Genomic DNA, 25931 nt, shown 5'->3' with positions numbered 1-25931 from the left:
GCAGGATATGTCTCCCCTTGTCTTTGTAGCCGGCCTCGTCCTGGCGTACGCAGCCTTGGCGACGATTGTTGCCGTCCTCTTCAAGTCAAACGCGGTGCCGCTGTCCCGGCGCCGGCCCGACGAGGCGGCCGTCCACTCGTCAAACCTCAGCAGGCTCACCGATCAAGCCGTGCACACCCTCAACAGGGGCCTGCGGAGCCGTGACTCGGGACTGCTCAGCCGCACGAAACTCGAGAACGCCGGTCTGAAGAAACAACCCGGCGACTACGTGCTGATGGGCTGTGCCTTCACTTTCGTGGCCGCGGTCCTTGGCTTCCTCCTCGGCGGACCGGTCCTGGCCGTTTTGTTGACGCTGCTGACACCAGTGGTCCTGCTCTTGTTTCTCAACGTCCTGGTCTCGCGGCGGCGCAAGAAGTTCGACGAGCAGGTGCCGGACGCACTGCAGATGCTCGCGGGCGGCCTCCGGGCCGGCCACAGCCTGCTCCGCTCGGTGGACGCCGCCGCGGAGGAGAACGAGGCGCCAATGAAGGAGGAGCTCAATCGGGTGGTGAACGAGACACGCATCGGAAGGGACCTTGGCGAATCCCTCGCGGAGGTCGCCAGGCGGACCGACAACGAGGACTTTGCCTCGATCACCAGGGCCATCGATATCCACCGCGAAGTCGGCGGCGACCTCGCCCAGGTCCTGGACCACGTGGGCGAGACCATCCGGGACCGCAACCAGATCCGGGGCCAGGTCAGGGCCCTCAGCGCGGAGGGCCGGATGTCCGCCATAGTCCTGATGTCACTCCCGGTGGTGATGTTCATCGGGCTGACACTCTTCAACCCTCTGTACTCCAAGGTCTTCCTGACCACTTTTCCGGGGTTCCTGATGATCGTCGCTGCCATAGTCCTGCTGACTGTGGGCGGCTTCTGGCTCAGCCGACTCGTCAAGCCGAAGTTCTGAGAAGGGAGAGAACCGTGCAAACAATTGCCTACGCAGCGATCCTGGGGGTCGTCGCACCGCTCTCGATCATGACCTGGCTTGCCTTCACCGGAGACCGGGCCGGCCTTCGCAACGTGCAAGCCAACCTCGGGCGGGGTCCGCAGAGCAACGGATCCGCGCTCTCGGCCACCGGCCAATTCGCGGCACTAAGCCGGAAGGGCACGCCGAAGGGCTACACGGCGTGGCTGGACAAGCAGCTCGCCGGTGCCGGCCGGCCCAAGGACTGGCCCCTGGGACGCGTCCTTATGGTCAAGCCCCTGCTGGCCCTCGCGGGAGCCATGACGGGAATCTTCATGGTTGCCGGGAGCCCCACGGCGACCACGGTCCTCCTGATGGTGGGCATGACCGCGCTGGCTTACTTCGTCCCGGACATTCTGCTCCGGAACCACGCCCAGAAGCGCCGCGAAGCAATCAAACTGGAGCTGCCTGACGCGCTGGACCAGATGCTCATCTCGGTCCAGGCCGGGCTCGGCTTCGAAACCGCCATGGCCCGGGCTGGCCAAAACGGCAAAGGGCCGCTCGCCGAGGAACTGATCAGGACCCTGCAGGATATCCAGGTCGGCCGGTCCCGAAAGGACGCGTACCTGGCCATGTCCCAGCGCGTGGATGTGCCGGACCTGCGGTCCTTTGTCCGGGCCGTGGTCCAAGCGGACGCTTACGGCATCGCCATCGCGCAGGTATTGAACGCCCAGGCGAAGGACATGCGCGTGAAGCGCCGCCAGCGGGCGGAGGAACACGCCATGAAGATGCCCGTCAAGATGCTCTTTCCGTTGATCTTCTCGATCCTCCCCACGTTGTTCATCGTGGTGCTGGGCCCCACGGTTATGAGCATCATGGAGGTTTTTGCCAACAAATAGCCACGCGGCCCGCGTCAGGGCCGCCCATAGACCGGACCCCCTTGGTACCCAGAGCCAAGGGGGTCCTCCTTTGTGCCCGGGGCCCACTCCCAGGGCCTACGGCCAGTTCCGCAGCCCCCAGCGCAGGATCCGCGCAGGGAAAGTACAGGAATAGGGCAGTTTGGGAAGTCTTGGCACAGGATGTTCCAAACTCCGATTGACGGCGTGTCGGCGCTTGCTAAGTTCCTCTCAGTGCTGGTGCAGGGCCAGCCGCCCAACTCGCTCAGGAGTCACCAATGCGTTCCTACCTCTCCAACATCGCAACCCGCCTTCGCCGCGACCAGCGCGGCGCGACCGCCGTCGAATACGGCATCATGGTCTCCCTCATCGCCGTTGTCATCATCGTCGCCGTTACGCTGCTCGGAGGCACCTTGAAGGACACCTTCACCCAGGTGCAGTGCTCGGTCAGCAACGGCAGCTTCTCTCCCGCCGTGGCCGGCGTCGACGGGGCTGCAGGAACCGCCGCCAAGTGCACGCCGAAATAGAACGCATTCACCGCGCATAGCGCGATACGTGTGGCGGCGGCTTTAGCCGCCGCCACACTGCCATCTCCGGATGTACCCAGCCAGGAAGGCGGTCCCCCATGTCCAAGACAAGCGAACGGGGCGCCGTCGCGGTGGAGTTCGCCCTGCTGGCCCCGGTCCTGGTCATGATGCTGCTGGGGATCATGGAGTTCGGCCGCGCCTACAACGTGCAGATTTCGCTCTCCAACGCTGCCCGTGAAGGCGCAAGAGTGATGGCCGTCAACTACGCGGCGCCAGCAGCCGCGACGACCGCCAAAGCCGCTGCTGTGAGCGCCGCGAGCGTCCTACAGCCGAGTCTGACAAACGACAAGATTGTCTTGACATATCAGACGACACCCGCCTCGACGCCCGCGCCAACGGCCTGCGCCGCGAATGTCCAAGTTACCGTGACAATCAACTACACCCTGTCCACTATGACCGGAATTGCCGGACCATTTGCGATGAAGGGCGTAGGTACGATGCAATGCGGCGGATAGCAGTTTCGGGCGACACGGAACGTGGCGGGATCGCTGTCATGGTCGCCCTCCTTATGCTGGTTCTACTTGGGTTCGCGGCCATCTCCATCGACGTTGCTCGACTCTATTCCGAGCGTGGCCAATTGCAGAACGGGGCCGATGCGGTGGCCCTCATGCTGGGCCAGAAATGTGCCAAGAATCCGAATGATGTGGACTGCTCGGACACCATGACTTCGCCAGTGATTCTCGCCAGGACGCTTGCCAATGCGAACGCCGTTGACGGTCAGAGCAATGTCAAGAGCATCGTCTTGGATAAGGCGAACCGCAAAGCCACGGTCACCACGAGCGCCAAGGACAGTGGGGGCGCCCTCAACTCCGTACCCGACCTTTTTGCCCGCGCACTGGGCTTTTCGAACTCTGAGGTCGCGACAACTTCGAATGTTCAGTGGGGGACGCCGTCCAAGGGCACCGTCATCGTCCCTTTGGCCATCGCCGAGTGCAAATTCTCCCCCGACCCCTCCTTCGTGCAGGTCCTCAATATGAGTGCGGGCGGATGCGCAGGGATCCCCGGAGGTTTTGGATGGATCACGGACCCCAATGCGGCCGATTCTGCGTGCAGCGTTGTGATCAGCGCCGGCGCCTCGAATGATCCGGGCATCTGGTTCAGCAGCGACACCGGCGCCTCCAGACCCTCGGTCTGTACGCCCGGGGACATCAGCGCTTTGAACGATCAGACCGTTCTCCTACCGCTCTACGCCGTGGCCACGGGCACCGGGTCAGGCGGCAAGTACTACATCAAGGGTTTCGCAGCCTTTCACGTCACCGGCTACCGCTTTTCGAGTGACACCTGGAATTCCAGCGGGCTGGCCAACAAGTCCATCCGCGGATACTTCGTGAAGTTCGTGTCCCTGTCACAAGCCCTCGAACTCGGAAGTACAGCCGATTACGGCGCGTCAGTCGTCCGCCTCACCATTGGAGCCCCCTAGTAATGAAGTCACGCCTATTGGCAGGACTGGCCGCAGTCGTGCTGGCCATCGTCGGCGCCGTCCTCGTCGTCAGCTATGCACAGGGCGCCGATACCCGTGCAGTCCAGAACCTCAACCCCGTCAGCGTCATGGTGGTGCAAACGGCCATCCCCGCCGGCACCCCGGTAGCGCAGCTAACAGCCTTCGTCACCGCCCAGGAACTCCCCGGCAAAGCCGTGTCCAAGACTGCGCTGAAGAATCTTGACGGCTTGGCCGGCAAGGTCACCGCCGTCGACCTGTTGCCGGGTGAGCAGCTCGTCGCCGAGCGGCTGGTCGAGCCGGAGGAGCTGAAGACGAGCGGATCCGTGGAAGTTCCAAAGGGGCTGCAGGAGGTGTCTTTCCAGCTTGAACCCCAGCGCGTCGTCGGCGGTCGCATCACGGCCGGGGACCATGTGGGTATCTTCATCAACCTCAAGGAGGGCGGCATCGAGGGAAAGCCTGACCAGCAAACCACGCAACTGACCGTCCACAAGGCCCTCGTGACGGCGGTGCAGCGCGCACCCGTTACCACCCCCACTCCGCAGCCCTCGGCGAGCGGCTCCGCCGCTCCCGCCGAGGACACCTCGCTCCCCGTCGGCTCGATGATTGTGACCGTTGCCGTCAACGACGTGGCCGCCACGAAGATTGTCTACGCCTCGAACTTTACGGACGTGGCGAGCATCTGGCTGAGCCGGGAACCGCTCGACGCAAAGGACAGCGGCCGCCCCGGAATTATTACCCGACCGGAGGTCTACAAGTGAGCCGCTTCGTCCTCATCACTCCCAACGCCGACTTCGATGCGCGCGTCCGCCAGGCGGTCGCGGGCGGGTTGCCCGGCGGCGTCCAGACCTTTGCCTTCATCAATCCCGCCAATCCCGGTGAACTTTTCGCCAACCTCAACCAGGAGCGTCCCGAGGTGCTGATCCTCGGACCCGACGTTCCGATTGAGGACGCCCTGCGGCTCGCCACGGTGTTCGACGTGCAGCTGCCAGAGTTAAGCGTGATCCTGGTGGGCGAGCCCGAACCGGAGTTTGTGCTGCTGGCGATGCGTGCCGGGATCCGCGACATCCTCAGCCCCGCATCTGACCCGGCCCAGATCCGGGTGCTCCTGGAGCGGGCCTGCCAGTCCTACGCCAGCCGGACCCGGGCCACCGCCGTCCAGCAGCCGGATAACAATCCCAAAGGCCTGGTGATCGGAGTCTTCTCCCCAAAGGGAGGAGTCGGCAAGACGACCATTGCCACGAACATCGCCATCGGTCTGGGCCAGGTTGCACCGATGGGCGTCGTCATCGTGGACCTGGACCTGCAGTTCGGCGACGTGGCCTCCGGCCTGTACCTGAATCCGGAACACACCGTCACCGACGCCGTCTCGGCGTCGGCCAGCCAGGACTCGCTGGTCCTCAAGGCGTTCCTCACCGTGCACCCCAGCAGCATCTACGCCCTCTGCGCGCCCCGGACCCCGGTGGAAGCGGACGACATCACGCCCCAGCAGGTCAGCCGGCTGATCGAACAACTCGCGGAGCAGTTCCAGTACGTCGTCGTGGACACCGCCCCCGGCCTGCCCGAGGTGGGCCTGGCCGCCATGGAACAGTGCACCGACGTCGTCTGGGTCAGCGCCATGGACGTGCCCAGCATCCGCGGCCTCCGTTCGGGGCTGGAAATCCTCCGCCGGCTCGACCTGCTTCCGGAAACCCGCCATGTGGTCCTGAACATGGCGGACTCCAAATCCGGGCTCAGCGTCCAGGACGTCGAGGCCACTATCGGCGCGCCAGTGGACGTGAGCATTCCGCGCTCCCAGGCGGTGGCGTACTCCACCAACCGCGGGATCCCGGTCCTGCAGGACGGCCGCAAGGATCCCGCAGTGAAGGGCCTGCGGCAGCTGGTGACGCGCTTTGATCCGGCCTGGCGGGCCACAGCGCAGAAGAAACTGCACCGACGGGTGGTGGTCTAAGTGAAACTCTCCGAACGTCTCTCCGCAGCGGAAGCCGGCCCCCAAACGCAGCCGGCACCGCCGTCGTCGGCCCCGCTAACGACGGCGACCGCCCCGTCGGCCCGGCCACCCCGGCTCTCCCCCCACCTCGAAGCAGCGCGCTCCGAGCCGTCGCGCCTCGCCGCGGCGGCCGCGCCGTCGTTCGCAGAACACCCCGACACGGCCCGCGCCAAGGGGCAGCAACCGGTGGATGCCTTTGCCGCGCTCAAAGAGCGGGCAGCCACCGCCCTGTTTGAGCGGATGGGCACCCGCTTCAACGATTCGGCGGTCAAGGAAGAAGAGCTGCGTGCCACCGCGCGCGACGAATTGACCCGCATCATCGACGCCGAACAGGTGCCGCTGTCCACCGAGGAGCGCACCCGGCTGGTCCGCGACGTCGCGGACGACGTGCTGGGGTACGGTCCGCTCCAGCGGCTGCTGGATGACCCCGCGGTTACCGAGATCATGGTCAACCGGATGGACCAGATCTACGTGGAACGAAAAGGCCAGCTCACCCTGACCGAGTCGCGCTTCAGCTCGGAGGACCACCTGCGCAAGGTGATCGAACGCATCGTCTCCAAGGTGGGCCGCCGGATCGACGAGTCATCCCCGCTCGTGGACGCCCGGCTCGAGGACGGCTCCCGCGTCAACGCCGTCATCCCCCCGCTGGCAGTCGGCGGCTCCTCGCTGACCATCCGAAAGTTCAGCAAGGTCCCGCTCACCGTGCGCAACCTGATCGATTTCGGCACGCTGACACCGGAAATGGCCGAACTGCTGAACGCCTGTGTCCGGGCCAAGCTAAACATCATCGTCTCCGGCGGCACCGGCACCGGCAAAACCACCCTGCTGAACGTCCTCTCCTCCTTCCTGCCGCACGACGAGCGCATTGTCACCATCGAAGACGCGGTGGAACTCCAGATCCAGCAGGAGCACGTGGTGCGGCTTGAAAGCCGGCCGCCGAACACCGAAGGCAAGGGCGAGGTCACCATCCGCGACCTGCTGCGCAACTCCCTGCGCATGCGGCCGGACCGGATCGTGGTGGGCGAGGTCCGCGGCGGCGAGTCCCTCGACATGCTCCAGGCCATGAACACCGGCCACGACGGCTCCCTCTCGACCGTCCACTCGAACTCGCCGCGCGACGCCGTTGCCCGGCTCGAGACCCTGGTGCTGATGGCCGGAATGGATCTTCCGCTGCGCGCCATCCGGGAACAGATTGCTTCGGCGGTGAACTTGATCGTGCAGATCTCCCGTCTGCGGGACGGAACCCGCCGGATCACCCACGTGACCGAGGTGCAGGGCATGGAGGGGGACATTGTCACCCTCCAGGATGCCTTCATCTTCGACTACTCGGCCGGGGTGGACGCCCACGGGAGGTTCCTCGGCAAACCGGTGGCCACCGGGATCCGGCCCCGATTCATCGACCGCTTCGAGGACATGGGCATCTACGTTTCCCCCAACGTCTTCGCGGCGCCGCTGGCACCGGCCGGCAAGGCGTGAGCCGGCCATGACACTGACTATCGGCGCCGCCTTCCTGGCCACCGCCCTCCTCCTGCTCGCCGTCGCGGTCCTCTTGCCGGGGACCGCCCGCGTTCCACTTGACCGACGGCGGCCGGTCCAGGCCGCACCGGACTCCTCGCTCAGCCGGTTCGCGGGATCCGCGGTCAACCTGGCGGACGGCTTCTTCGCACAACGGAAGGTCCGGCTCTTCAACCGGGAGGCTTTGGAACAAGCGGGACTGCGCATGGGCCAGGGCGACTTCTACGTGCTGCTGGCGGTCGGCGCCTTTGTGGGGGCCCTGGCCGGCTTCGTCGTCGGCGGCGTCCTGCTTGCCCTTCTGCTGGTCCTGCTCGCCCCGGTGGCCGGTCACCTGGCCCTCACGGTCCTGGCCGGAAAGCGTCGTGCCAAGTTCGACGACCAGCTGGGCGACACCCTGCAACTGCTTTCCGGCGGCCTGCGGGCCGGGCACAGCATCCTGCGCGCCATCGACGCCGCCGGGAGCGAATCGCAGAGCCCCACCGCGGAGGAAATGCGCCGCGTCATCACCGAAACGTCCCTCGGCCGCGACCTGCTGGCCTCGCTCAGCGACACCGCCGAACGGATGCGCAACGAGGACTTCGTCTGGATCGCCCAGGCCATCCAGATCAACCGCGAGGTGGGCGGCAACCTCGCCGAAGTGCTGGACCAGGTGAACGAGACCATCCGCGAGCGCAGCGAGATCAAGGGCCACATCAAGTCCCTCGCGGCCGAAGGCAAGTTCTCCGCCTACATCCTGATGGCCATGCCCATCGGCATCGTGGTCATGCTGATGCTGGTCAACCCCGGCTACATGAACGTGATGTTCACCAACCCGCTGGGCTGGGCCATGATGGCGGCCTCCGTGATCCTGATGACGATCGGTGGTCTGTGGATGCGCAAGATCATCGACCTGAAGTTCTGAGGCCCGGATGAACCCCCTGATCCTGTGCTCCCTCCTGCTGGTCAGCCTCCCCTCGGCGTACCTGACGTGGTCCGTCCTCTCCGTCGACCGGAAATCCCAACGCGCCATCCGGGAGATGCTTTCCCTGGGCACCGGACCCGCCGAGTCCGCCGGGCCCAAGGAGACGGCCCTGCTCGAGCGGATCGGCCACCGCCTGACGCCTCCCGCCTATGTCCGGAAACTCGACCGGCTGCTGTCCTTGGCCGGACGTCCCGCCTCGCTCCCGCTGGGTCGGGTTCTGGCCGCCAAACCGCTGCTGGGACTGCTGGGCGCCCTCCTGGGTCTCTGGCTCGCCGGCACGCCGGCCCCGCTCCTGAAGCTGGTGGGCTTGTTCGTGATGCTCCTGGGCTACTTCATCCCGGACCTGCTGCTCTACAGCAAGGGCCAGGAACGCCAGAAGATCATGCAGCTGGAACTGGCCAACACGCTGGACCAGATGCTGATCTCGGTCGAGGCCGGATTGGGATTCGAGGGGGCCATGGCGCGGGCCGGTGAAAACGGCAAGGGACCGCTCGCCGAGGAACTGGTCCGAACCCTGCAGGATATGCAGGTGGGACGCAGCCGGCGCGAGTCGTACCAGGCGCTGGCGGCACGAACCAACATCCCCGAGCTGCGCAGCTTTGTCCAGGCCGTGGTGCAGGCCGACACCTACGGCATTGCCATCAGCCGCGTGCTCCGAATCCAGGCCAAGGTGATGCGCGTCAAGCGGCGCCAGCGAGCCGAGGAGAAGGCCATGAAGCTGCCGGTCACCATCCTGTTCCCCCTGCTGTTCTTCATCTTTCCGGTGCTCTTTATCGCCATCCTGGGGCCCGCCGTGATCAATGCCATAGAGACCTTCAGTGGACACTAATCGGCCCATAAGTTTGCGGCGAACGGCCTGCACGGACGCCGCTAGTTGGCCCATAAAAGTGCCGGACAAGGATAGCCGCAAGGTTTCCGCAGGATACTCCGCCGCCTCCGGCGCCGGTCCGGACAGCTAGTACCGTAGAGCCATGTCTCTCTTAGCTGCCTGCCCCGACGACGCAAACGCGGGGTCCTTGCTCGCCGCCGATGCCCCCGCAGGCGGGGCCGGACTGACGGCGCCGTCCTCCGGCGCGGCCCCGCTCGTGGACCCCGCGGCCCTCCAGGACCTGGGCGAGCAGCTGAACAGCGCCGCCGTCGCCAAGGGCTTCGCCCGGGACTACGCAGAGATGTGGGACCAGCGCTATGACTCGCTGGCCGGGGCCCTGGAACGCCGAGACCAGGCAGCCGCGCTGGACGCCGTGCTGAGCCTCAAGACGTCCTCGTCGATGGTCGGCGGCCTGCGCCTGGCCGAACTCGCCGGCGAACTCGAGGAATCGATCCGGGGCGGGGACCTCGGAAGGGCCGCTTCCCTGCTGGACGATGTCGCCGCCCGCGGCAGCGAAACCGTGGACGAGCTGCAGTTCAGCTACATCCTCTGGGAGCGCTAGGAACGTTCAGCGTACTGGGAGCGCTCAGGCGCCAGCCGGTAGCCCACTCCGCGCACCGTCTGAAGCCAGCGCGGTTGCACCGAATCCTCCCGGAGCTTCCGGCGCAGGTTGCCGATGTGGACCTCAACGGCCCGTTCATCGGACTCGCTGATGTAGGCGTCGGCGCGGTAATACTCTCCCCGCACCACACGGACCAGCTCGGTCTTGGACTTCACCGCGCCGGCGCCGCGGAGGAGCGCATGCAGGAGGTCGAACTCACTGCGGGTCAGGGCGAGCGGTTCGCCCTCGACCGTCACCGAGCGCATGTCGGGATTCAGTGCCAGCCCGTTGTGGCGCAAAACATTGTCCGGCACGGCAGCGTCGCCGGCCGGCCGTGCCGACGCCGCAGTCAACGCGCCCTGGCCGTCATGCCGGGGCCGGCGCATCATCGCGGCCACCCGGGCCCGTAGCTCTCGGGGCCGGAACGGTTTGGTCAGGAAATCGTCGGCGCCGGTGTGGAGCGCAGTCAGCGTGTCGAGCTCGTCCGTCCGTGCGGTCAGCATGACGATGTAGGCGTCACTGAACTGGCGGATCCGGCGCAGCACCTCATAGCCGTCAATGTCGGGAAGACCCACGTCCAGTGTTACGACGCTGGCCTCCCGGCGCCGGACAACCTCGACGCCCTCCCGGCCCCCGGCCGCTGAATGCACCTCATAGCCGGCCTGCCGGAGCACTGCCTCCACGAGGTTGCGCACATCCGCATCGTCCTCAACAACGACGGCCACCCCAAGGTCAGTCATGCCACCCTCACATCCGATGCTGCTCTGCCGGCCGGCGATGACCGTGCATACGCCGCCGCTGTAAATCCGGGCCTCATGCCCCGATGCCCACGCCGTGCCCAAGGGACACGGCCTACACATGTCCTGCCACCATACCTACCAAGGGCCCCAATTTCGGTCTCCGGCGCAGTAACACGGGCAACAATAATATGTTTAGTGTCAAGTAGGTGTGACAGCAATGTAAACTCCAGTTGCGAGGAAGGGGCGCTTGTCATTGGGTGAACAGCGGCTGTTTCGTGGCGCGGGCGTGGACCGCCGCCTGGGCGCCCTGCACCCGCGCGCCCGTGTGCTGCTCAGCCAGCTACCACTCACCCTGTTGTTCGGCGCCGGCCTGACGGCCGCGCCGGCCGCTTGGAGCCTCCACTTGGCCAACGGCTGGGGCCAGATCTCCCTCGCCCTTCATGCCGCACTTCTCCTGGCCTGCCTCCTCGTGCCGTGGCAACGGTTCGGGCCGCTGGCGCCCCTGGCGATTCCGGTCCTGGACCTCGCCGCGATCGGACTCAGCCGGGTGGCGGCCGCCGAGGAACTACCGGGCCTCGGAGTGCTGTCAGTGCTTCCCGTCGTCTGGATCGCCGCCTCGCAGCTCTCCCCCGCCGTCATCGCGGCCGTCAGCTTCCTGGGGCCGCTGCTGGCAGGTCTGCCCTGGTATTTTGCCGCCGGCGCCGGGGACAGCCCGGGGCGCGGCGCCACCGTCGTGCTCCTGGCACTGATGACCCTGGCAGTCGCCCTGGCCATGCAGTTCGCCAGGGCGCAGCTGTGGCGCCAGCAGCGCAAGGTCGAAGCCAAGGAGGCGGAGTTGCAGGCCCTCCTCGCGGAAAGCCGGGAGCGTGAACGGCTGCTGAATACCATCCTGGACACGGTCGACGTCGGCATCGTCGCGATCGGCGCGAACGGCCGCCGACTGCTCACCAACAGCTGGCAGGCACGGCTCGAGGCGGCCGCGGCGATTCCCGGGCCTGCCGGGCCCGCGGATCCGGGCTGGGAAGACCAACTGCTGCTAACCGGGCGGGACCAGACCACGCTGCTCCCGCCTGCCCGGCGCCCGCTCCGCCGGGCGCTGGAGGGCGAGTCCTTCGCGGACCACCTTGTCTGTTTCGGGGAAGCGCCGGGCAGCCGGGTTGTGTCCACCGGGGCGAGGCCGCTGAAAAACGACGACGGCGGCTTCGGCGGCGCCGTCGTCGTGTACAACGAGGTCACCGGGCTGGTCAATGCCCTTGCTGCCAAGGAAGACGTGGTCGCGACCGTCTCGCACGAGTTCCGGACACCGCTGACGTCGATCATCGGCAACCTGGACCTGGTCCTGGGCGATGAACTGCCCCTGCCGGTGCTGCGCCGGATCGAGGTGGCGCAGCGCAACGCCGAGCGGCTGCTGGCGCTCGTCTCCGACCTGCTGATGTCCGCCAGCTCAGCGGTTCAGGTCCACCCAAGGAAAACCGACCTGGCCGGCCTGGTGGAGGCGAGCCTCGGCTCGGCCCAGGCGCATGCCCAGTCCTCGCGGGTGTCCCTGGCGATGCACGTGCCGGCGCCGCTGTGGGCGAATGTGGACCCGCTGCGGATCAGCCAGGCGCTGGACAACCTGGTCTCCAATGCCATCAAATACTCGCCGGATGGCGGCGCGGTGACTGTCTCGGCCTGGGCCGACGACGGCCGTGTGCTGCTGCAGGTGGAGGACAGCGGCATCGGCATGACCGCTGCCGACGCCGAAAGGGTCTTCACCCGCTTCTTCCGGAGTCCGGCCGTACGGGACGGCGCAATCCCCGGGGCCGGGCTGGGCTTGTCCATCACCAAGGCGATCGTGGAGGGCCACGGTGGCTCCATCACCTGCAGCACCCTCCCCGGCTGCGGGAGCACCTTTACCGTGGACCTGCCGGCAGACGGCCACCCTGCCGCTTTCTAGTCCCTCGGGTCAGTCGCCGGTCGGAACTCCCCAACTTCGGCGCCGTGGCCCGGCGTGTTGCGCCGACCCGCCGTCCTTGCCGGCTTTGGTGCCGTCAAAGACGGGGAAACTCGGCCGCGGGCTATTTGCGAAGGGCGCGCGTCAGCTCGGCCCGTGCCAGCAGCCCGCTAGCGGAGGGGTACGCCACCTCTTCAAGGACCAGCGGGTGCGGGGCGGCAAGGACGGACCGGGCATCCCGCTGGCGGGCGATCAGCCGCTCGTAGAGCCACCCGGGCTGCTCGACGCCGGCTCCGACGTAGAGCGCCGATCCCACGAGCGAACGGACCATGTTGTGGCAGAAGGCGTCAGCCTGGACCGTGGCGACGATGACGCCGTCAGCGCCCCGGGTGAACTCGAAACGCTGCAGTTCCCGGATGGTCGTGGCGCCTTCGCGGGGCTTGCAGTAGGAACGGAAGTCCTGCAGCCCCAGCAGCTGGGAGGCGCCTTCGTTCAGCAACGCGGTGTCCAGCTGCTCCTTGTGCCAGAGCGTCGAGTACCGGCCGAGCGGATCCCACAGGGCCGCCCCGTCCGCGATCCGGTAGCTGTAGCGCCGCCACAGCGCGGAGAACCGGGCATCGAAGCCTTCCGGCGCCAGGGCAACCCGGTGCACTTCGATCGCGCCGCTGAGCTCGCCCAGCCCGCGGCTCAGCGCGCCGCGCAGCCGCCGGAGCAGGGCCGCAGCAGGGTCGAGTTCGGCCCCGCGGTTCAGCCCCTGCCATTCCGCTTCACTCAGGTCCACGTGCACCACCTGTCCGCGCGCGTGCACGCCGGCGTCGGTGCGACCGGCGACGGTGACGCGGACCGGCCGGCGGATCAGCAGGGCGAGGGCCTCTTCCAGGACGCCCTGCACGGTACGGCGGCCGGGCTGCAGGGCCCAGCCGCTGAACGGGCCGCCGTCGTACGAAAGATCCAGCCGGATACGCAAAAACCCGCCGCCCCCCATAACGGGGGCAGCGGGTTTGAGCTCGTTCATAGACTTAAGTCTATAAGAAGGTTCTAGCGAATTACTTCGCGTCCTTCTCGGACTCTGCAGCAGCTTCCTCGGCGGCCGGAGCCTCTTCGGTCTCGGCGACCTCAGCTTCGGGAGCCTCTTCGGTCTCGGCAGCTTCAGTCTCGGCGACCGGAGCGGCTTCAGCCTTGTCAGCGTCCTTCTTGTCGGCATCGCGCTTCGCAGCGGAAGTAGCCTCGGCTACCACGGCCTGCTTGGCGGAAACCGGCTCGAGAACCAGTTCGATGACAGCCATGGGAGCGTTGTCGCCCTTGCGGTTGCCGATCTTGGTGATACGGGTGTAGCCGCCGTCGCGGTTCTCCACTGCCTGTGCAATGTCGGTGAACAGCTCGTGGACGATGCCCTTGTTGCTGATCAGGCCGAGTACACGACGGCGGGAAGCGAGGTCACCGCGCTTGGCGAAAGTCACCAGGCGCTCGGCGTACGGCTTCAGGCGCTTGGCCTTGGTCACCGTGGTGGTGATCCGCTTGTGCTCGAACAGTGCGGCGGACAGGTTCGCGAGCATAAGACGCTCGTGAGCCGCTCCGCCTCCGAGGCGCGGACCCTTAGCGGGGGTAGGCATTATAGTTTCTCCTCATATGGAAGCCGGCGGGCTGCGCACGCTGCGGTGCGTCCAGCCTGCTGGCCAAGATCTGTTTTAGAGCTCGTCGTCGCTGAAAGCGGCGTCGTCCTCTTCGATGGCTGCGGCGCGGGCTGCGAGGTCGAAACCGGGAGGGGAGTCCTTGAGGGACAGACCCAGTTCAACGAGCTTCGCCTTGACCTCATCAATGGACTTCGCACCGAAGTTACGGATGTCCATCAGGTCAGCCTCGGAGCGGGCAACGAGTTCACCCACGGTGTGGATGCCCTCACGCTTGAGGCAGTTGTAGGAACGGACGGTGAGGTCCAGATCCTCGATCGGCAGAGCCATGTCTGCTGCCAGGGCAGCATCCGTCGGCGACGGGCCAATCTCGATACCTTCAGCTGCGGTGTTCAGCTCGCGGGCCAGACCGAACAGTTCCACCAGGGTGGTACCGGCCGAAGCAACCGCATCGCGCGGGGCGATGGCCTGCTTGGTCTCAACGTCGACAATCAGCTTGTCGAAGTCAGTGCGCTGCTCAACACGGGTAGCTTCCACGCGGAAAGTAACCTTCAGGACCGGCGAGTAGATCGAGTCGACCGGGATGCGGCCGATCTCGGAGTCGCCGGACTTGTTCTGAGCTGCCGAAACGTAGCCGCGGCCGCGCTCGATGGTCAGTTCGAGTTCGAACTTGCCCTTCGAGTTCAGCGTGGCAATGTGCAGATCCGGGTTGTGGAATTCGACGCCGGCCGGAGGAGCGATGTCCGCGGCGGTGACGACTCCCGGGCCCTGCTTGCGCAGGTAAGCAACAACCGGCTCGTCGTGCTCGGAGGAGACCGACAGGTTCTTGATGTTCAGGATGATCTCGGTGACATCTTCCTTGACACCCGGAACCGTGGTGAACTCGTGCAGCACGCCATCGATCCGGATGCTCGTTACAGAGGCACCGGGGATGGAGGAGAGCAGGGTACGGCGGAGGGAGTTTCCGAGGGTGTAACCGAAGCCCGGCTCCAGCGGTTCAATGATGAAACGGGAGCGGTTATCGGAGACGACCTCTTCGGAGAGGGTGGGGCGCTGTGCAATGAGCACTTAGGTTTCCTTTCGGCGAGCATCCGCTATATGACGCAACACAGGTGGTGGAAAGATCGGTCTGAAGACTTAACGCGGCTGGGCTTGCCCGGACCGGCGAGGGTCCGGGCAAGCTCCGGCTAAGACTTAGACGCGGCGGCGCTTCGGCGGGCGGCAGCCGTTGTGCGCGCTGGGGGTTACATCCTGGATGGATCCAACCTCGAGGCCAGCGGCCTGCAGTGAACGGATTGCGGTCTCGCGTCCGGATCCCGGTCCCTTGACGAATACGTCAACCTTGCGCATGCCGTGCTCCTGAGCGCGCTTTGCGGCGGCTTCGGCGGCCATCTGGGCTGCGAACGGGGTGGACTTACGTGAGCCCTTGAAGCCAACCTCACCGGACGAAGCCCAGGAGATGACAGCACCGTTCGGATCCGTGATGGAAACGATGGTGTTGTTAAAGGTGCTCTTGATGTGCGCCTGGCCCAGCGCGATATTCTTCTTGTCCTTCTTACGCGGCTTGCGAACCGCGCCACGAGTCTTCGGGGGCATTATTTCTCCTACAGAAAGTTATCGGGGGGAAGACGAGCTAATCCCGAGGGATCTAGCGGGTCTTCTTCTTGCCTGCGACGGTGCGCTTCGGGCCCTTGCGGGTGCGCGCGTTCGTCTTCGTACGCTGTCCGCGCACTGGCAGGCCCTTACGGTGGCGAATACCTTCGTAGCTGCCGATTTCAACCTTGCGGCGGATATCTGCTGCTACTTCGCGGCGAAGGTCACCCTCAACCTTGTAGTTGCCTTCAATGTAATCACGCAGCTGGACGAGCTCGGCGTCGGACAGGTCCTTGACCCGAACGTCCGCGCTGATGCCGGTGGCAGCCAGGGTTTCGTGTGCACGGGTCTTGCCCACGCCGTAGATGTAAGTAAGCGCAATTTCCAACCGCTTTTCGCGGGGAATGTCTACGCCAGCGAGACGAGCCATAGTGGCAGTGCTCCTTGAATAAACCGGAGGTCGTAGGCAGTACACCCGTACAGTCCGTACGGCCCCAGCCTCCGACCGGGGGTTAGCTGTCCGGACTCGTTATTGCTCAGTGTCCCAGATCAGCTTGTGCTGCCTTTTTATTTACTTGCGTGGGTTAGCAACCCAGGGTTTCCGGTGAAGGAAATTAGCCCTGGCGCTGCTTGTGGCGCGGGTTCTCGCAGATCACCATGACCCGGCCATTACGGCGGATCACTTTGCACTTTTCGCAGATCTGCTTGACGCTCGGCTTGACCTTCATGGCGTTCCTTTGCGTGTTGCAGTTGGTCAGCTGGACCGGCCTTTGGCTAATGCCCTGGCCGGCCAGTGTTTACTTGTAGCGGTAGACGATACGACCACGTGTCAGGTCGTACGGGCTCAGCTCCACCACTACCCGGTCCTCAGGGAGAATCCTGATGTAGTGCTGGCGCATCTTTCCAGAGATGTGTGCCAGAACGATGTGCTTGTTGGTGAGCTCAACGCGAAACATCGCGTTAGGCAGCGCCTCGGTCACAACGCCCTCGATCTCAATGACCCCGTCCTTCTTGGCCATACCCTCCGCTAACTGTTGTTGCCACAGCCCCTCCGGCTTGCACCGACGATCACTGCGGACGATTTTAATTGCTTGTTTTGCTAGCTTGCCTGCTGCCACCAGGCCACAAAAGGGCACAACAGGGCAGACAACCAACAGTCAACACTACGGCATTGCGGGCCGAATGTTAAATCCAGCCATGCTAGCGCACTCCGTCCCCGTATGCACGAAAGCGCCCCGCCGGGGTCTCCACCTCCGCCGCCGCGGCGATCCCGTCCAGGATGGCCAGCCGGACGACGTCGGCTGCCGCGCTCTGCAGGTTTATCAGGCTCAACTGCCGTGCGGCGTCGGTACTGCGGTCCAGCGCGACGGCGCCAGTGGAGAGCGCGAACACCGTGTCGCCGTCGGCCAGCGTATGGCTTGGATTCAGCGCCCGGGCGAGGCCGGCGTGGGCTGCCGATGCTGTCCGCTTGCACTCGGCCTTGTCCAATACGGCGTTGGTCGCGACGACGACGAGGGTTGTGTTGAGGGGCGGCGCGGCATTCGCCGACGTGGAATCGGGAACCCGGAAGCGCGCGTCTAAGGGAGGAACGACCGAGCGCGCGGAGGGTTCGGGATTTCCCGTAGGCACCACAAATGGGAGTCCCAGCGCGTTGACTACAGCAAGCGCCCCGACGACGACGCCGTTTTCCAGGGTGATCGAGGCCGTGCCTACTCCGCCCTTGAATTGGCCCCGGCCGATAGCTGCGCCGGTGCCGGCTCCCACGTTGCCTCGTTCGACGTCGTGCCCCTCCTGGTGTGCGGCGGCATCGGCGGCGGCGGCATAGCCCATGGCCTCGTCCGGGCGGGCGGCGAAGTCGCCGCCGCGGCCCAGGTCGAAGATGGCCGCCGCGGGGACAATCGGCACCACGCCGCCGGGCACGGGGAAGCCCCTCCCCTGCTCCTCACACCAGCGCTGGGCGCCGTGGGCAGCCGCCAGCCCGAAGGCGCTGCCCCCGGTCAGGACCACGGCGTCGACGGCGGTGCTCAGCGTGGTGGGGTCGAGCGCGTCGGTCTCGTGCGTACCGGGACCGCCGCCCCTGACGTCCACCGAGCCTGCCGTCCCCGGGGGCGGCAGGACCACCGTGACACCGCTCTGCCAGCCCTCCCCGGTCCGGGCGGCATGGCCCACGCGGATTCCGGGCACATCCGTAATCGCCGTCATGGCTCCATTGTGCGCCCCGCCGCCGGGAAACCAGGCGCCGCGATCTCCCCGCCCGCAAACGAACGTTGTGGAATACTGCAACCAACAATAGGTAAACGGGCAAGGAAGCCTGACATAACAAAGCTCTGACGAGGCCTTGTGCGGGGTTCCGCCCACCCAGCGTGTGGTGAAGTGTTCTTGATCCCCCGCCCAACTGCCTGCCCTCGGCAGGCCCGGATCCGTTAGAGACGCCCTATGACTAGACAATTGACGGACAGTCCCGTGGCTACCGCCGGGACCGTCACGCGGGACCAGCGCCGGGGACGCTGGTCTGCCCGGACGCGCAGGGACTTCATCGTGTTCCTGGCGCTGGCCCTGCCGAACCTGGCACTGATAGCGGTGTTCACCTACCTCCCGCTCATCAACAACATCTACTACTCCACGCTGGACTGGACGCTGGGCTCCGCCTCCGCCACGGTCGTCGGCTTCGACAACTACATCAACTTCTTCACCAGCGCTGACGCCCCCAAGGTGCTGGGCACCACGGCCATCTTCACCGTCATAACGGTCGGCGGGTCCATGGTCCTCGGACTGCTGGTGGCCCTCGCCTTGAACTCCAAGGTCCGCGGCACCACCTTCGCCCGGTCCGCCGTTTTCGCCCCCTACGTGCTCAGCGGGGTCGGCGTCGGACTGGTCTGGCTGTTCATCTTCGACCCCGGCTACGGGGTGCTGTCCTGGCTGCTGCGCGGGATCGGCCAGCAGAGCCCGCAATGGATCAACGATCCGCAGCTCTCCCTGGTCATGGTGATCACGGTCTACATCTGGAAGAACCTCGGCTACTGCGCCGTCGTCTACCTCGCCGGCCTCCAGTCGCTGCCCCAGGACGTCATGGAAGCGGCGTCGCTGGACGGCGCCAACGGGTTCCGCCGCTTCGTCAGCATGTCGGTCCCGCTGCTCTCCCCCACCACGTTCTTCCTGCTGATCACCACGATGCTCAGTTCGCTGCAGGCTTTCGACCTGATCCGGATCATGACCCCGCTCGGCAACGGGACGTCCACCCTGATCTACGAGGCGTACCTGCAGGCCTTCGGGGCCTTCAACCGGGCCGGCTACTCGGCGTCCATTTCCGTGGTGCTCTTCGCCATCCTCCTGATCATCACCGTGCTGCAGGTGCGGTTCGTAGAACGGAAGGTGCACTACTCGTGAGCACACTCTCTCCCGTGAACCCCGATCCCGCTGCCAACGCCGGACCCGCCGCCGGCCCCGAGGTTCCACCGCAACGGCAGCGACCGTTTTCCCGCGCAAACCTGGTCCAGACAATCGCCGCCGGCTACGTCCCGCTCATCCTCGCCACCCTCGTGGTGGTGCTGCCGCTGCTCTGGATGGTGCTGAGCTCCTTCAAGCAGCCGGGCGAGATCGTCACGACGGACCTGATGATCCTGCCGGAAAGCGTGAACCTGGACAACTACCACGTAGCGATGACGACGGTGCCCTTCGCCAGGTTCTTCCTGAACAGCCTGATCGTCACCACGGTGGGCGCCACTGTGAAGGTGATCCTGGCCATCCTGACGGCCTACGCCCTGGTCTTTGTCCGCTTTCCGTTCAAGAACGTCATCTTCATCCTCATCCTGGTCGCGCTGATGGTGCCGCCGCAGGTGTCCATCCTGCCCAACTACATCCTGATCGCGGGCCTGGGTGGCAAGAACACCCTCTGGGGCATCATCCTGCCCGGGCTGGGCACCGCCTTCGGCACCTTCCTGCTCCGCCAGCACTTCATGACGCTGCCCGGCTCCATCCTGGAAGCTGCCGAGATCGACGGTGCGGGGCACTGGCGCCGGCTGTGGCAGGTCGTCGTCCCGGTCTCCGGCCCGTCAATCGCCACCGTCGCCCTGGTCACCGTCGTGAGCGAATGGAACGACTACATCTGGCCGCTCATCATCACCGACCGGCCGGAAACCATGACGCTGCCCGTGGGCCTGACCCTGTTGCAGAACTCTGAAGGCAACGGCTCCGGCTGGGGCATCCTGATGGCCGGCGCGGTCCTGGTGATTGTTCCGATCCTGCTGGTCTTTGCGGCGCTGCAACGCTACATCGTGGCCGGCCTCACCCAGGGCAGCGTCACCGGGTGACGCCGCCTCCGAATGCACCCCACCATCACAACAAGTCAACACTTTTGAGAGGATCCACCATGGCAACGAATCTTGGCCGCAGACACTTCCTTGGCCTGGCCGGCGCGGGCGCAGGGGCCGCGGCCCTGGCGGCCTGCGGCGGCCCGTCCACGGGAGGCGGCACCGGGGCCTCCGGCGCGGCGGACATCGACTTCAGCGGCGTGAAGCCGGCCTCGTCGATCGATTTCTGGACCAACCACCCGGGCAAGTCCCAGGACGTGGAAAAGGCGATCATCGAGAAGTTCCAGGCCAAGTTCCCGGACATCAAGGTCAACCTGATCACCGCCGGCGCCAATTACGAGGAAATCGCGCAGAAGTTCCAGACCTCCCAGGCAGCGAAGTCGGCCCTGCCCGGCCTTGTGGTGCTCTCGGACGTCTGGTGGTTCCGGTACTACACCAACGGCAACATCATCCCGCTCGACAACCTGATCAAGCAGTTGGACATCAAGGTTGATGACTTCCAGAAGTCACTCGTCGCCGACTACCAGTACGCCGACAAGCAGTGGGCCCTCCCCTACGGCCGCTCCACCCCGCTGTTCTACTACAACAAGGACCACTTCAAGGCCGCCGGCTTGCCGGACCGGGCGCCCAAGACCTGGCAGGAGTTCGCCGAGTGGGCCCCGAAACTGAAGGCCAGCTCCGGCGCCCAGTACGCCTACATCTATCCCGCACTGGCCGGATACGCCGGCTGGACCCTGCAGAACAACCTCTGGGGCTGGGGCGGCAGCTGGTCCAACGAATGGACCATCAACTGTGATTCCGCCGAGTCGGTGGAAGCGCTCCAGTGGGCCCAGGATTCGATCTACAAGGACAAGTGGGCGGGTGTCTCCTCCAAGGAGGCCGCGGACGACTTCGCGGCCGGCATCACCTCCGCCACGATCGCCTCCACCGGCTCCCTGCTGGGCGTGCTGAGCTCCGCCAAGTTCAACGTGGGCGTCGGCTTCCTCCCGGGCGGCCCGAAGAAGGAAAGCGGTGTCTGCCCCACCGGCGGCGCCGGGCTCGGCATCCCCAGCGGTGTCAGCAAGGAAGTCCAGCTCGCTGCCGCGACATTCCTGAAGTTCATGACCGAGCCGGAGAACACCGCCGCGTTCTCCGCCGCGACCGGCTACATGCCGACCCGGACGTCCGCCGACATGACCGCGGTGCTCGCCAAGACGCCTCAGATCAAGACGGCCATCGACCAGCTCGCGGTTACCCACGTCCAGGACAACGCCCGGGTGTTCCTGCCGGGCGCGGACCAGGAAATGGCCAAAGCCGCCGCGAAGATCCTCACCCAGCAGGGCGACGTCAAGGCCACCATGACCGAGCTCAAGACCACCCTCGAGGGCATCTACACGAAGGACGTGAAGCCGAAGCTCAAGAGCTGACGCTGCGCTCACTGCCTGAGGATACGACGAATCCCTGGCGACGCTGGAATACCAGCGCCGCCAGGGATTCGTCGTATCACAAGCCGCCAAGCGCATCGCTAGGGAGCCGCGAAAGAAACGCTTAGGGAATCGGGACGGGGACGACGCCGAGCGGCGCCAGTTTCGCGGCTCCGCCGTCGGGCGCCGAAAGCACCCAGATGCCCTTCTCGTGCACCGCCACGGAGTGCTCCCACTGGCAGGAGCGCTTCCCGTCGGTGGTGACCACGGTCCAGTCGTCGTCGAGGGTGGCGGTTTCGATGCTGCCGCGGACCAGCATGGGTTCGATCGCCAGACACAGTCCGGGCCGGATCTTGGGGCCGCGGTGGCCCGTACGGTAGTTCAGCACGTCCGGGGCCATGTGCATCTCGGAGCCGATCCCGTGGCCCACGTAGTCCTCCAGGATGCCCAGCGGCTTCCCGGGCACGGAGGAAACATAGTCGTCCACAGCGTTGCCGATGTCGCCGACGAACTTGCCGGTGGCCAGCGCCGCGATGCCGTGCCACATGGCCGCCTCGGTGACGTCGGAGAGCCGCTGGTCTTCGGGGTCCGCCGTCCCGACGATCACGGTACGGGCCGAGTCGGAGTGCCAGCCGTCCACGATGGCGCCGCCGTCGATCGAGATGATGTCCCCGTCCTGCAGGACACGGTCGCCGGGGATGCCGTGCACTACTTCCTCGTTGACCGAGGTGCAGATGGTGGCCGGGAAGCCGTGGTAGCCGAGGAAGTTGGACTTCGCTCCGGCGTCCTGGAGCACGCCGGCAAAGACGGCGTCGAGGTCGCGGGTGGTCACTCCGGGGACGGCTGCCGCCACGGCGGCGTCGAGCGCGCGGCTCAGCACCAGCCCGGCCTCGTGCATGGTCCGCATCTGGGCGTTGGTCTTGTATTCAATGCGGGTCTGGCCGAATGCCATGCTCAGCGTCCTTTCGGTGGTGCCGCAGCCGCCCTGCAGGGGGTGTGCGGACAAATGGCTGAGGCTCCTCCCGGCACTGCGGGAGGAGCCTCAATAGTCACGGGCCGGATCAGGCGGACTGCGCCGCTTTGATGGCCTGCATGACGCGGTCGGTGACCTCGTCGATGCCGCCGATGCCGTCGACCTGGGTGAGGATGCCGCGGTCGGCATACTTGGCCACCACGGCTTCCGTCTGGCCGTGGTAGAGGTCCAGGCGGTGGCGGATCACGGCTTCGTTGTCGTCGCTGCGGCCGGTGTCCTTGGCGCGGCCCAGGAGGCGCTTGACGAGTTCCTCGTCGTCGGCCGTGAGCTGCAGGACGACGTCGAGCTTCTGGTCGGCGTCGGCGAGGATCGCGTCGAGGTAGTCCACCTGCGCGGTGGTGCGCGGGTAGCCGTCCAGCAGGAAGCCGGCTTCGACGTCGTCCTCCGTGAGGCGGTCCCGGACCATCTTGTTGGTCACGCTGTCCGGGACGAAGTCGCCCGCGTCCATGTACTTCTTGGCTTCGATGCCGAGCGGCGTCTCACCCTTGACGTTGGCACGGAAGATGTCGCCGGTGGAGATCGCAACGACGCCGAGTCGCTCCGAAATGCGTTCCGCCTGCGTTCCCTTGCCGGAACCGGGAGGTCCGATAATCAACATTCTCGTCATCGCAAAAGCCCTTCGTAGTGACGCTGCTGTAGCTGAGCATCAATCTGCTTGACGGTCTCCAAACCTACGCCCACCATGATCAGGATCGAGGTGCCGCCGAACGGGAAGTTCTGGTTGGCGTTGATCAGGACCAAGGCAATCAGCGGGATCAGGGCCACAAAGCCCAGGTAGATCGCGCCGGGCAGGGTGATCCTGGAAAGCACATACTGCAGGTAATCCGCGGTCGGCTTGCCGGCACGGATACCCGGAATGAAGCCGCCGTACTTCTTCATGTTGTCAGAAACTTCCTCAGGGTTGAAAGTGATCGCAACATAGAAGTAAGTGAAGAACACAATCATGGCGAAGTACAGGGCCATGTAGATGGGGTGGTCACCGCGGGTGAGGTTGTTGTTGATCCACTCAACCCACGGCGCGACGGGCTCGCCCGGCGCAGGCCGGTTGAACTGGGAGATCAGGCCCGGCAGGTACAGCATCGAGGACGCGAAGATGACGGGCACGACGCCGGCCATGTTCACCTTGATGGGGATGTAGGTGCTGGTTCCGCCCACGGTGCGGCGGCCGATCATGCGCTTGGCGTACTGCACCGGGATCCGGCGCTGGGACTGCTCAACGAAGACGACCAGGGCCACGGTCAGCAGGCCGATGACGAGGACCATAAAGAAGGTGCCCGGGCCCTGCGCCTTCCAGATGGCGCCGAGGGACGTCGGGAAGCCGGCAGCGATCGAGGTGAAGATGAGCAGCGACATGCCGTTGCCCACACCCTTCTCGGTGACGAGCTCGCCCATCCACATGATCAGGCCGGTGCCGGCCGTCAGCGTGATGATGATCAGGATCGTGGTGATGATGCTCGCGTCCGGAATGATCGGCAGCTGGCAGTTCGGCAGCAGTTGGCCGGAGCGCGCCAGCGACACCAGCGTCGTGGCGTTCAGGAGGCCCAGGGCGATCGTCAGGTACCGGGTGTACTGGGTCAGCTTGGACTGGCCCGAGGCGCCCTCTTCGTAGAGCTGCTGGAACCGGGGAATGACCACGCGGAGCAGCTGGACGATGATGCTTGCCGTGATGTACGGCATGATCCCGAGCGCGAAAATTGAGACCTGCAGCAATGCACCGCCGCTGAACAGGTTGACGAGCTGGTAGATCCCGCCCGAGGTCTGACCGTTCTGCAAGCATTGCTGGACATTCTGGTAGTTCACACCAGGCGAGGGGATGAAGGCACCCAAGCGGAAGATTGTGATGATTCCCAGCGTGAACAACAACTTGCGTCGCAGATCAGGCGTGCGAAAGGCCCGGCCAAATGCGCTAAGCAAGCGTCCTCCTGAGTAATAAGTAAAGTCGTGTGAGATAGGTCAAATAAACCCAACAACCGAGTCTAACGGGTGGATGCGCCCGGCGAACAATCGGCATGGCCGGGAAACAGAAAAAACTCCCGGCACCGGGGGCCTGAGCCCCATGGTGCCGGGAGTTTGAACAACGGGCAACTGCCCCGCCGCCTCTTTAGAGGGCGGTGGTGCTTCCGCCTGCTGCGGCAATCTTTTCTGCGGCGCTGGCCGAGAATGCGTGGACGGTGACGTCAACCTTGACGGTGATGTCGCCGGTGCCCAGCACCTTGACGGGCTGGTTCTTGCGAACGGCACCCTTTTCGACCAGGTTCTCCACGGTGACTGCGCCACCTTCCGGGAACAGCTCGTTGAGCTTGTCCAGGTTTACAACCTGGTACTCAACCCGGAACGGGTTCTTGAAGCCGCGCAGCTTCGGCAGGCGCATGTGCAGCGGCAGCTGGCCGCCGGCAAAGCCAGCCTTGATCTGGTAGCGGGCCTTCGTACCCTTGGTACCGCGACCAGCGGTCTTACCCTTGGAACCTTCACCACGACCAACGCGGGTCTTGGCGGTCTTGGCACCCGGGGCGGGACGCAGGTGGTGAACCTTCAGTGCGTTCTGCTTCTCAGCAGCGGCGCCCTGTGCCTTCTCGGCGGTGTTCTTCTCTGCCATTTACTTCGCCTCCTCTACCTTTACCAGGTGCGGAACCGTGTTGAGCATCCCGACGGTCACGGCGTCGGCGGTGCGGACAACGGTGTGTCCGATCCGCTTCAGGCCGAGGGAGCGAAGGGTGTCGCGCTGGTTCTGCTTGCCGCCAATGGCGGACTTGATCTGAGTGATCTCCAACTGAGCGTCGGAGGGAATCAGGTTCTTAGCCATGACTCAGACACCTGCCTTCTGGTTCAGGAGCGCCTTCACCATTGCCGGCGGAGCGACCTCGTCGAGCGGGAGGCCGCGGCGTGCTGCCACTGCTGCCGGCTCTTCGAGGCGCTTCAGCGCATCAACGGTCGCGTGAACGATGTTGATGGCGTTGGAGGAACCGAGCGACTTGGAGAGGATGTCGTGGATGCCCACGCACTCCAGTACTGCACGGACCGGACCGCCGGCGATAACACCGGTACCGGCGGAAGCCGGACGCAGCATGACAACGCCTGCAGCGGCTTCGCCCTGCACGCGGTGCGGGATGGTGCTGCCGATGCGGGGAACGCGGAAGAAGGACTTCTTGGCCTCTTCAACGCCCTTCGCGATGGCGGCGGGAACTTCCTTAGCCTTGCCGTAGCCGACGCCGACCATACCGTTGCCGTCACCGACGACGACGAGGGCGGTGAAGCTGAAGCGACGACCACCCTTGACGACCTTGGAAACGCGGTTGATGGTTACGACGCGCTCTACGAACTGGCTCTTCTCGGCTTCGCGGCCGCCGTCGCGGCCACCACGGCCACCACGGTCGCCACGGCCCTGGCCGCGGTCGCCACGCTCGCCACGACGGGCGCCACCACGGCGGTCGTCAGTGGTAGCAGGCGCAGCGGTCTCAGTTGCCGGAGCAGCTACAGCTTCAGTCACCT

General features: G+C 65.5%; 30 protein-coding genes. 15 read left to right on the top strand and 15 right to left on the bottom strand.

Translation table 11 applies throughout. The features are described from left to right. The first annotated feature begins 7 nt into the window (after positions 1-7). The 11 genes from AB4Y91_RS03005 to AB4Y91_RS02955 all read left to right on the top strand — a co-directional run bounded on the left by AB4Y91_RS03005 (position 8) and on the right by AB4Y91_RS02955 (position 9760). On the top strand, positions 8-946 hold the full coding sequence (locus tag AB4Y91_RS03005) for a type II secretion system F family protein (RefSeq protein ID WP_441417056.1): 939 nt from the start codon (positions 8-10) through the stop codon (positions 944-946). A gap of 14 nt (positions 947-960) precedes the next feature. Further along, a complete protein-coding gene (locus tag AB4Y91_RS03000) occupies positions 961-1842 on the top strand; it encodes a type II secretion system F family protein (RefSeq protein WP_441417055.1) in 882 nt (293 codons plus the stop codon). Between the two features lie 275 nt (positions 1843-2117). Further along, positions 2118-2366: a Flp family type IVb pilin gene (locus AB4Y91_RS02995; protein WP_441417054.1), complete on the top strand. Its 249-nt coding sequence runs from the start codon at positions 2118-2120 to the stop codon at positions 2364-2366. A 98-nt stretch (positions 2367-2464) separates the two neighbouring features. After that, complete coding sequence (locus AB4Y91_RS02990) at positions 2465-2881, top strand: TadE/TadG family type IV pilus assembly protein (RefSeq protein WP_441417053.1); 417 nt, start codon at positions 2465-2467, stop codon at positions 2879-2881. Next, positions 2869-3846: a pilus assembly protein TadG-related protein gene (locus AB4Y91_RS02985; protein WP_441417052.1), complete on the top strand. Its 978-nt coding sequence runs from the start codon at positions 2869-2871 to the stop codon at positions 3844-3846. Before AB4Y91_RS02990 ends, AB4Y91_RS02985 begins: the two co-directional genes overlap by 13 nt. Before the next feature lie 2 nt (positions 3847-3848). Further along, entirely contained in the window at positions 3849-4625 is a 777-nt protein-coding gene (gene cpaB / locus AB4Y91_RS02980) for a Flp pilus assembly protein CpaB (RefSeq protein ID WP_441417051.1), read from the top strand. Continuing rightward, the gene (locus AB4Y91_RS02975) at positions 4622-5815 is read left to right on the top strand and encodes an AAA family ATPase (protein WP_441417050.1); all 1194 of its coding nucleotides are present in this window, start codon (positions 4622-4624) and stop codon (positions 5813-5815) included. The genes cpaB and AB4Y91_RS02975 overlap by 4 nt, the downstream gene beginning before the upstream one ends. A gap of 225 nt (positions 5816-6040) precedes the next feature. Continuing rightward, positions 6041-7330: a CpaF family protein gene (locus tag AB4Y91_RS02970; protein WP_441417837.1), complete on the top strand. Its 1290-nt coding sequence runs from the start codon at positions 6041-6043 to the stop codon at positions 7328-7330. A 7-nt stretch (positions 7331-7337) separates the two neighbouring features. Beyond that, complete coding sequence (locus AB4Y91_RS02965; protein WP_441417049.1) at positions 7338-8270, top strand: type II secretion system F family protein; 933 nt, start codon at positions 7338-7340, stop codon at positions 8268-8270. 7 nt (positions 8271-8277) lie between these two features. Next, complete coding sequence (locus AB4Y91_RS02960; RefSeq protein ID WP_441417048.1) at positions 8278-9159, top strand: type II secretion system F family protein; 882 nt, start codon at positions 8278-8280, stop codon at positions 9157-9159. Between the two features lie 142 nt (positions 9160-9301). Beyond that, positions 9302-9760: an Hpt domain-containing protein gene (locus AB4Y91_RS02955; protein ID WP_441417047.1), complete on the top strand. Its 459-nt coding sequence runs from the start codon at positions 9302-9304 to the stop codon at positions 9758-9760. Here the strand turns inward: AB4Y91_RS02955 and AB4Y91_RS02950 are convergent. After that, the gene (locus AB4Y91_RS02950) at positions 9757-10539 is read right to left on the bottom strand and encodes a response regulator transcription factor (protein ID WP_441417046.1); all 783 of its coding nucleotides are present in this window, start codon (positions 10537-10539) and stop codon (positions 9757-9759) included. The genes AB4Y91_RS02955 and AB4Y91_RS02950 overlap by 4 nt on opposite strands. A gap of 247 nt (positions 10540-10786) precedes the next feature. Between AB4Y91_RS02950 and AB4Y91_RS02945 the strand changes: the two genes are divergently transcribed. Next, positions 10787-12475, top strand: coding sequence for a sensor histidine kinase (locus AB4Y91_RS02945; RefSeq protein ID WP_441417045.1), 1689 nt, complete (start codon positions 10787-10789; stop codon positions 12473-12475). A 121-nt stretch (positions 12476-12596) separates the two neighbouring features. Here the strand turns inward: AB4Y91_RS02945 and AB4Y91_RS02940 are convergent, their stop codons facing one another. The 8 genes from AB4Y91_RS02940 to AB4Y91_RS02905 all read right to left on the bottom strand — a co-directional run bounded on the left by AB4Y91_RS02940 (position 12597) and on the right by AB4Y91_RS02905 (position 17898). Then, positions 12597-13487 carry a tRNA pseudouridine synthase A gene (locus tag AB4Y91_RS02940; protein WP_441417044.1) on the bottom strand — a complete coding sequence of 297 codons (891 nt, stop codon included), beginning with the start codon at positions 13485-13487 and terminating at the stop codon, positions 12597-12599. A gap of 31 nt (positions 13488-13518) precedes the next feature. Next, positions 13519-14085, bottom strand: coding sequence for a 50S ribosomal protein L17 (rplQ, locus tag AB4Y91_RS02935; RefSeq protein WP_441417043.1), 567 nt, complete (start codon positions 14083-14085; stop codon positions 13519-13521). A gap of 75 nt (positions 14086-14160) precedes the next feature. Further along, on the bottom strand, positions 14161-15171 hold the full coding sequence (locus tag AB4Y91_RS02930; RefSeq protein WP_024366109.1) for a DNA-directed RNA polymerase subunit alpha: 1011 nt from the start codon (positions 15169-15171) through the stop codon (positions 14161-14163). A gap of 126 nt (positions 15172-15297) precedes the next feature. After that, complete coding sequence (gene rpsK / locus AB4Y91_RS02925; RefSeq protein WP_018773682.1) at positions 15298-15699, bottom strand: 30S ribosomal protein S11; 402 nt, start codon at positions 15697-15699, stop codon at positions 15298-15300. 52 nt (positions 15700-15751) lie between these two features. Continuing rightward, the gene (rpsM, locus tag AB4Y91_RS02920; RefSeq protein WP_024366110.1) at positions 15752-16126 is read right to left on the bottom strand and encodes a 30S ribosomal protein S13; all 375 of its coding nucleotides are present in this window, start codon (positions 16124-16126) and stop codon (positions 15752-15754) included. A gap of 184 nt (positions 16127-16310) precedes the next feature. Then, positions 16311-16424 carry a 50S ribosomal protein L36 gene (gene rpmJ, locus AB4Y91_RS02915; RefSeq protein WP_009358722.1) on the bottom strand — a complete coding sequence of 38 codons (114 nt, stop codon included), beginning with the start codon at positions 16422-16424 and terminating at the stop codon, positions 16311-16313. Positions 16425-16493: 69 nt separating this feature from the next. Continuing rightward, positions 16494-16715 carry a translation initiation factor IF-1 gene (gene infA / locus AB4Y91_RS02910; RefSeq protein ID WP_009358723.1) on the bottom strand — a complete coding sequence of 74 codons (222 nt, stop codon included), beginning with the start codon at positions 16713-16715 and terminating at the stop codon, positions 16494-16496. A 181-nt stretch (positions 16716-16896) separates the two neighbouring features. Then, positions 16897-17898 carry a P1 family peptidase gene (locus tag AB4Y91_RS02905; protein ID WP_441417042.1) on the bottom strand — a complete coding sequence of 334 codons (1002 nt, stop codon included), beginning with the start codon at positions 17896-17898 and terminating at the stop codon, positions 16897-16899. A 234-nt stretch (positions 17899-18132) separates the two neighbouring features. Here AB4Y91_RS02905 and AB4Y91_RS02900 point away from each other — a divergent pair, with 234 nt between their 5' ends. Genes AB4Y91_RS02900 through AB4Y91_RS02890 form a run of 3 tightly spaced genes read left to right on the top strand, consistent with a single transcriptional unit; the run spans position 18133 to position 21412 of the window. Then, positions 18133-19083: a carbohydrate ABC transporter permease gene (locus AB4Y91_RS02900; protein ID WP_441417041.1), complete on the top strand. Its 951-nt coding sequence runs from the start codon at positions 18133-18135 to the stop codon at positions 19081-19083. After that, positions 19080-20006 carry a carbohydrate ABC transporter permease gene (locus AB4Y91_RS02895; RefSeq protein ID WP_441417040.1) on the top strand — a complete coding sequence of 309 codons (927 nt, stop codon included), beginning with the start codon at positions 19080-19082 and terminating at the stop codon, positions 20004-20006. The genes AB4Y91_RS02900 and AB4Y91_RS02895 overlap by 4 nt, the downstream gene beginning before the upstream one ends. Before the next feature lie 59 nt (positions 20007-20065). After that, positions 20066-21412, top strand: a complete 1347-nt coding sequence (locus AB4Y91_RS02890) for an ABC transporter substrate-binding protein (RefSeq protein ID WP_441417039.1) — start codon at positions 20066-20068, stop codon at positions 21410-21412. A gap of 121 nt (positions 21413-21533) precedes the next feature. Here the strand turns inward: AB4Y91_RS02890 and map are convergent, their stop codons facing one another. The 6 genes from map to rpsE form a co-directional block, all read right to left on the bottom strand. Further along, a complete protein-coding gene (gene map, locus AB4Y91_RS02885; RefSeq protein ID WP_441417038.1) occupies positions 21534-22361 on the bottom strand; it encodes a type I methionyl aminopeptidase in 828 nt (275 codons plus the stop codon). A 109-nt stretch (positions 22362-22470) separates the two neighbouring features. Beyond that, the gene (locus tag AB4Y91_RS02880) at positions 22471-23040 is read right to left on the bottom strand and encodes an adenylate kinase (RefSeq protein WP_441417836.1); all 570 of its coding nucleotides are present in this window, start codon (positions 23038-23040) and stop codon (positions 22471-22473) included. A gap of 5 nt (positions 23041-23045) precedes the next feature. After that, positions 23046-24356, bottom strand: coding sequence for a preprotein translocase subunit SecY (gene secY / locus AB4Y91_RS02875; RefSeq protein ID WP_175321179.1), 1311 nt, complete (start codon positions 24354-24356; stop codon positions 23046-23048). A gap of 187 nt (positions 24357-24543) precedes the next feature. Then, positions 24544-25038, bottom strand: coding sequence for a 50S ribosomal protein L15 (gene rplO / locus AB4Y91_RS02870; RefSeq protein ID WP_011692793.1), 495 nt, complete (start codon positions 25036-25038; stop codon positions 24544-24546). Continuing rightward, positions 25039-25245, bottom strand: coding sequence for a 50S ribosomal protein L30 (gene rpmD / locus AB4Y91_RS02865; RefSeq protein WP_056626615.1), 207 nt, complete (start codon positions 25243-25245; stop codon positions 25039-25041). Positions 25246-25248: 3 nt separating this feature from the next. After that, positions 25249-25929 carry a 30S ribosomal protein S5 gene (gene rpsE / locus AB4Y91_RS02860; protein ID WP_441417037.1) on the bottom strand — a complete coding sequence of 227 codons (681 nt, stop codon included), beginning with the start codon at positions 25927-25929 and terminating at the stop codon, positions 25249-25251. Positions 25930-25931: the final 2 nt, after the last annotated feature.

It is taken from the genome of Arthrobacter sp. YAF16 (assembly GCF_052113385.1).
In the GTDB taxonomy this organism is placed as follows: Bacteria; Actinomycetota; Actinomycetes; order Actinomycetales; family Micrococcaceae; genus Arthrobacter.
This window is presented reverse-complemented; position numbering and strand designations above follow the sequence as displayed.

Excerpts from the sequence above, each read along its gene's own strand:
- AB4Y91_RS02900 (WP_441417041.1), top strand. The coding sequence starts at position 18,133 with ATGACTAGACAATTGACGGACAGTCCCGTGGCTACCGCCGGGACCGTC.
- AB4Y91_RS02905 (WP_441417042.1), bottom strand. The coding sequence starts at position 17,898 with ATGACGGCGATTACGGATGTGCCCGGAATCCGCGTGGGCCATGCCGCC.
- AB4Y91_RS02955 (WP_441417047.1), top strand. The coding sequence starts at position 9,302 with ATGTCTCTCTTAGCTGCCTGCCCCGACGACGCAAACGCGGGGTCCTTG.
- AB4Y91_RS02985 (WP_441417052.1), top strand. The coding sequence starts at position 2,869 with ATGCGGCGGATAGCAGTTTCGGGCGACACGGAACGTGGCGGGATCGCT.
- AB4Y91_RS02995 (WP_441417054.1), top strand. The coding sequence starts at position 2,118 with ATGCGTTCCTACCTCTCCAACATCGCAACCCGCCTTCGCCGCGACCAG.
- map (WP_441417038.1), bottom strand. The coding sequence starts at position 22,361 with ATGGCATTCGGCCAGACCCGCATTGAATACAAGACCAACGCCCAGATG.
- rplO (WP_011692793.1), bottom strand. The coding sequence starts at position 25,038 with ATGGCAGAGAAGAACACCGCCGAGAAGGCACAGGGCGCCGCTGCTGAG.
- rpmD (WP_056626615.1), bottom strand. The coding sequence starts at position 25,245 with ATGGCTAAGAACCTGATTCCCTCCGACGCTCAGTTGGAGATCACTCAG.
- AB4Y91_RS02960 (WP_441417048.1), top strand. The coding sequence starts at position 8,278 with ATGAACCCCCTGATCCTGTGCTCCCTCCTGCTGGTCAGCCTCCCCTCG.
- rplQ (WP_441417043.1), bottom strand. The coding sequence starts at position 14,085 with ATGCCTACCCCCGCTAAGGGTCCGCGCCTCGGAGGCGGAGCGGCTCAC.
- AB4Y91_RS02950 (WP_441417046.1), bottom strand. The coding sequence starts at position 10,539 with ATGACTGACCTTGGGGTGGCCGTCGTTGTTGAGGACGATGCGGATGTG.
- rpsK (WP_018773682.1), bottom strand. The coding sequence starts at position 15,699 with ATGCCCCCGAAGACTCGTGGCGCGGTTCGCAAGCCGCGTAAGAAGGAC.
- AB4Y91_RS03005 (WP_441417056.1), top strand. The coding sequence starts at position 8 with ATGTCTCCCCTTGTCTTTGTAGCCGGCCTCGTCCTGGCGTACGCAGCC.
- rpmJ (WP_009358722.1), bottom strand. The coding sequence starts at position 16,424 with ATGAAGGTCAAGCCGAGCGTCAAGCAGATCTGCGAAAAGTGCAAAGTG.
- AB4Y91_RS02880 (WP_441417836.1), bottom strand. The coding sequence starts at position 23,040 with ATGTTGATTATCGGACCTCCCGGTTCCGGCAAGGGAACGCAGGCGGAA.
- rpsM (WP_024366110.1), bottom strand. The coding sequence starts at position 16,126 with ATGGCTCGTCTCGCTGGCGTAGACATTCCCCGCGAAAAGCGGTTGGAA.
- cpaB (WP_441417051.1), top strand. The coding sequence starts at position 3,849 with ATGAAGTCACGCCTATTGGCAGGACTGGCCGCAGTCGTGCTGGCCATC.
- AB4Y91_RS02940 (WP_441417044.1), bottom strand. The coding sequence starts at position 13,487 with ATGAACGAGCTCAAACCCGCTGCCCCCGTTATGGGGGGCGGCGGGTTT.
- infA (WP_009358723.1), bottom strand. The coding sequence starts at position 16,715 with ATGGCCAAGAAGGACGGGGTCATTGAGATCGAGGGCGTTGTGACCGAG.
- AB4Y91_RS02990 (WP_441417053.1), top strand. The coding sequence starts at position 2,465 with ATGTCCAAGACAAGCGAACGGGGCGCCGTCGCGGTGGAGTTCGCCCTG.
- AB4Y91_RS02965 (WP_441417049.1), top strand. The coding sequence starts at position 7,338 with ATGACACTGACTATCGGCGCCGCCTTCCTGGCCACCGCCCTCCTCCTG.
- AB4Y91_RS02890 (WP_441417039.1), top strand. The coding sequence starts at position 20,066 with ATGGCAACGAATCTTGGCCGCAGACACTTCCTTGGCCTGGCCGGCGCG.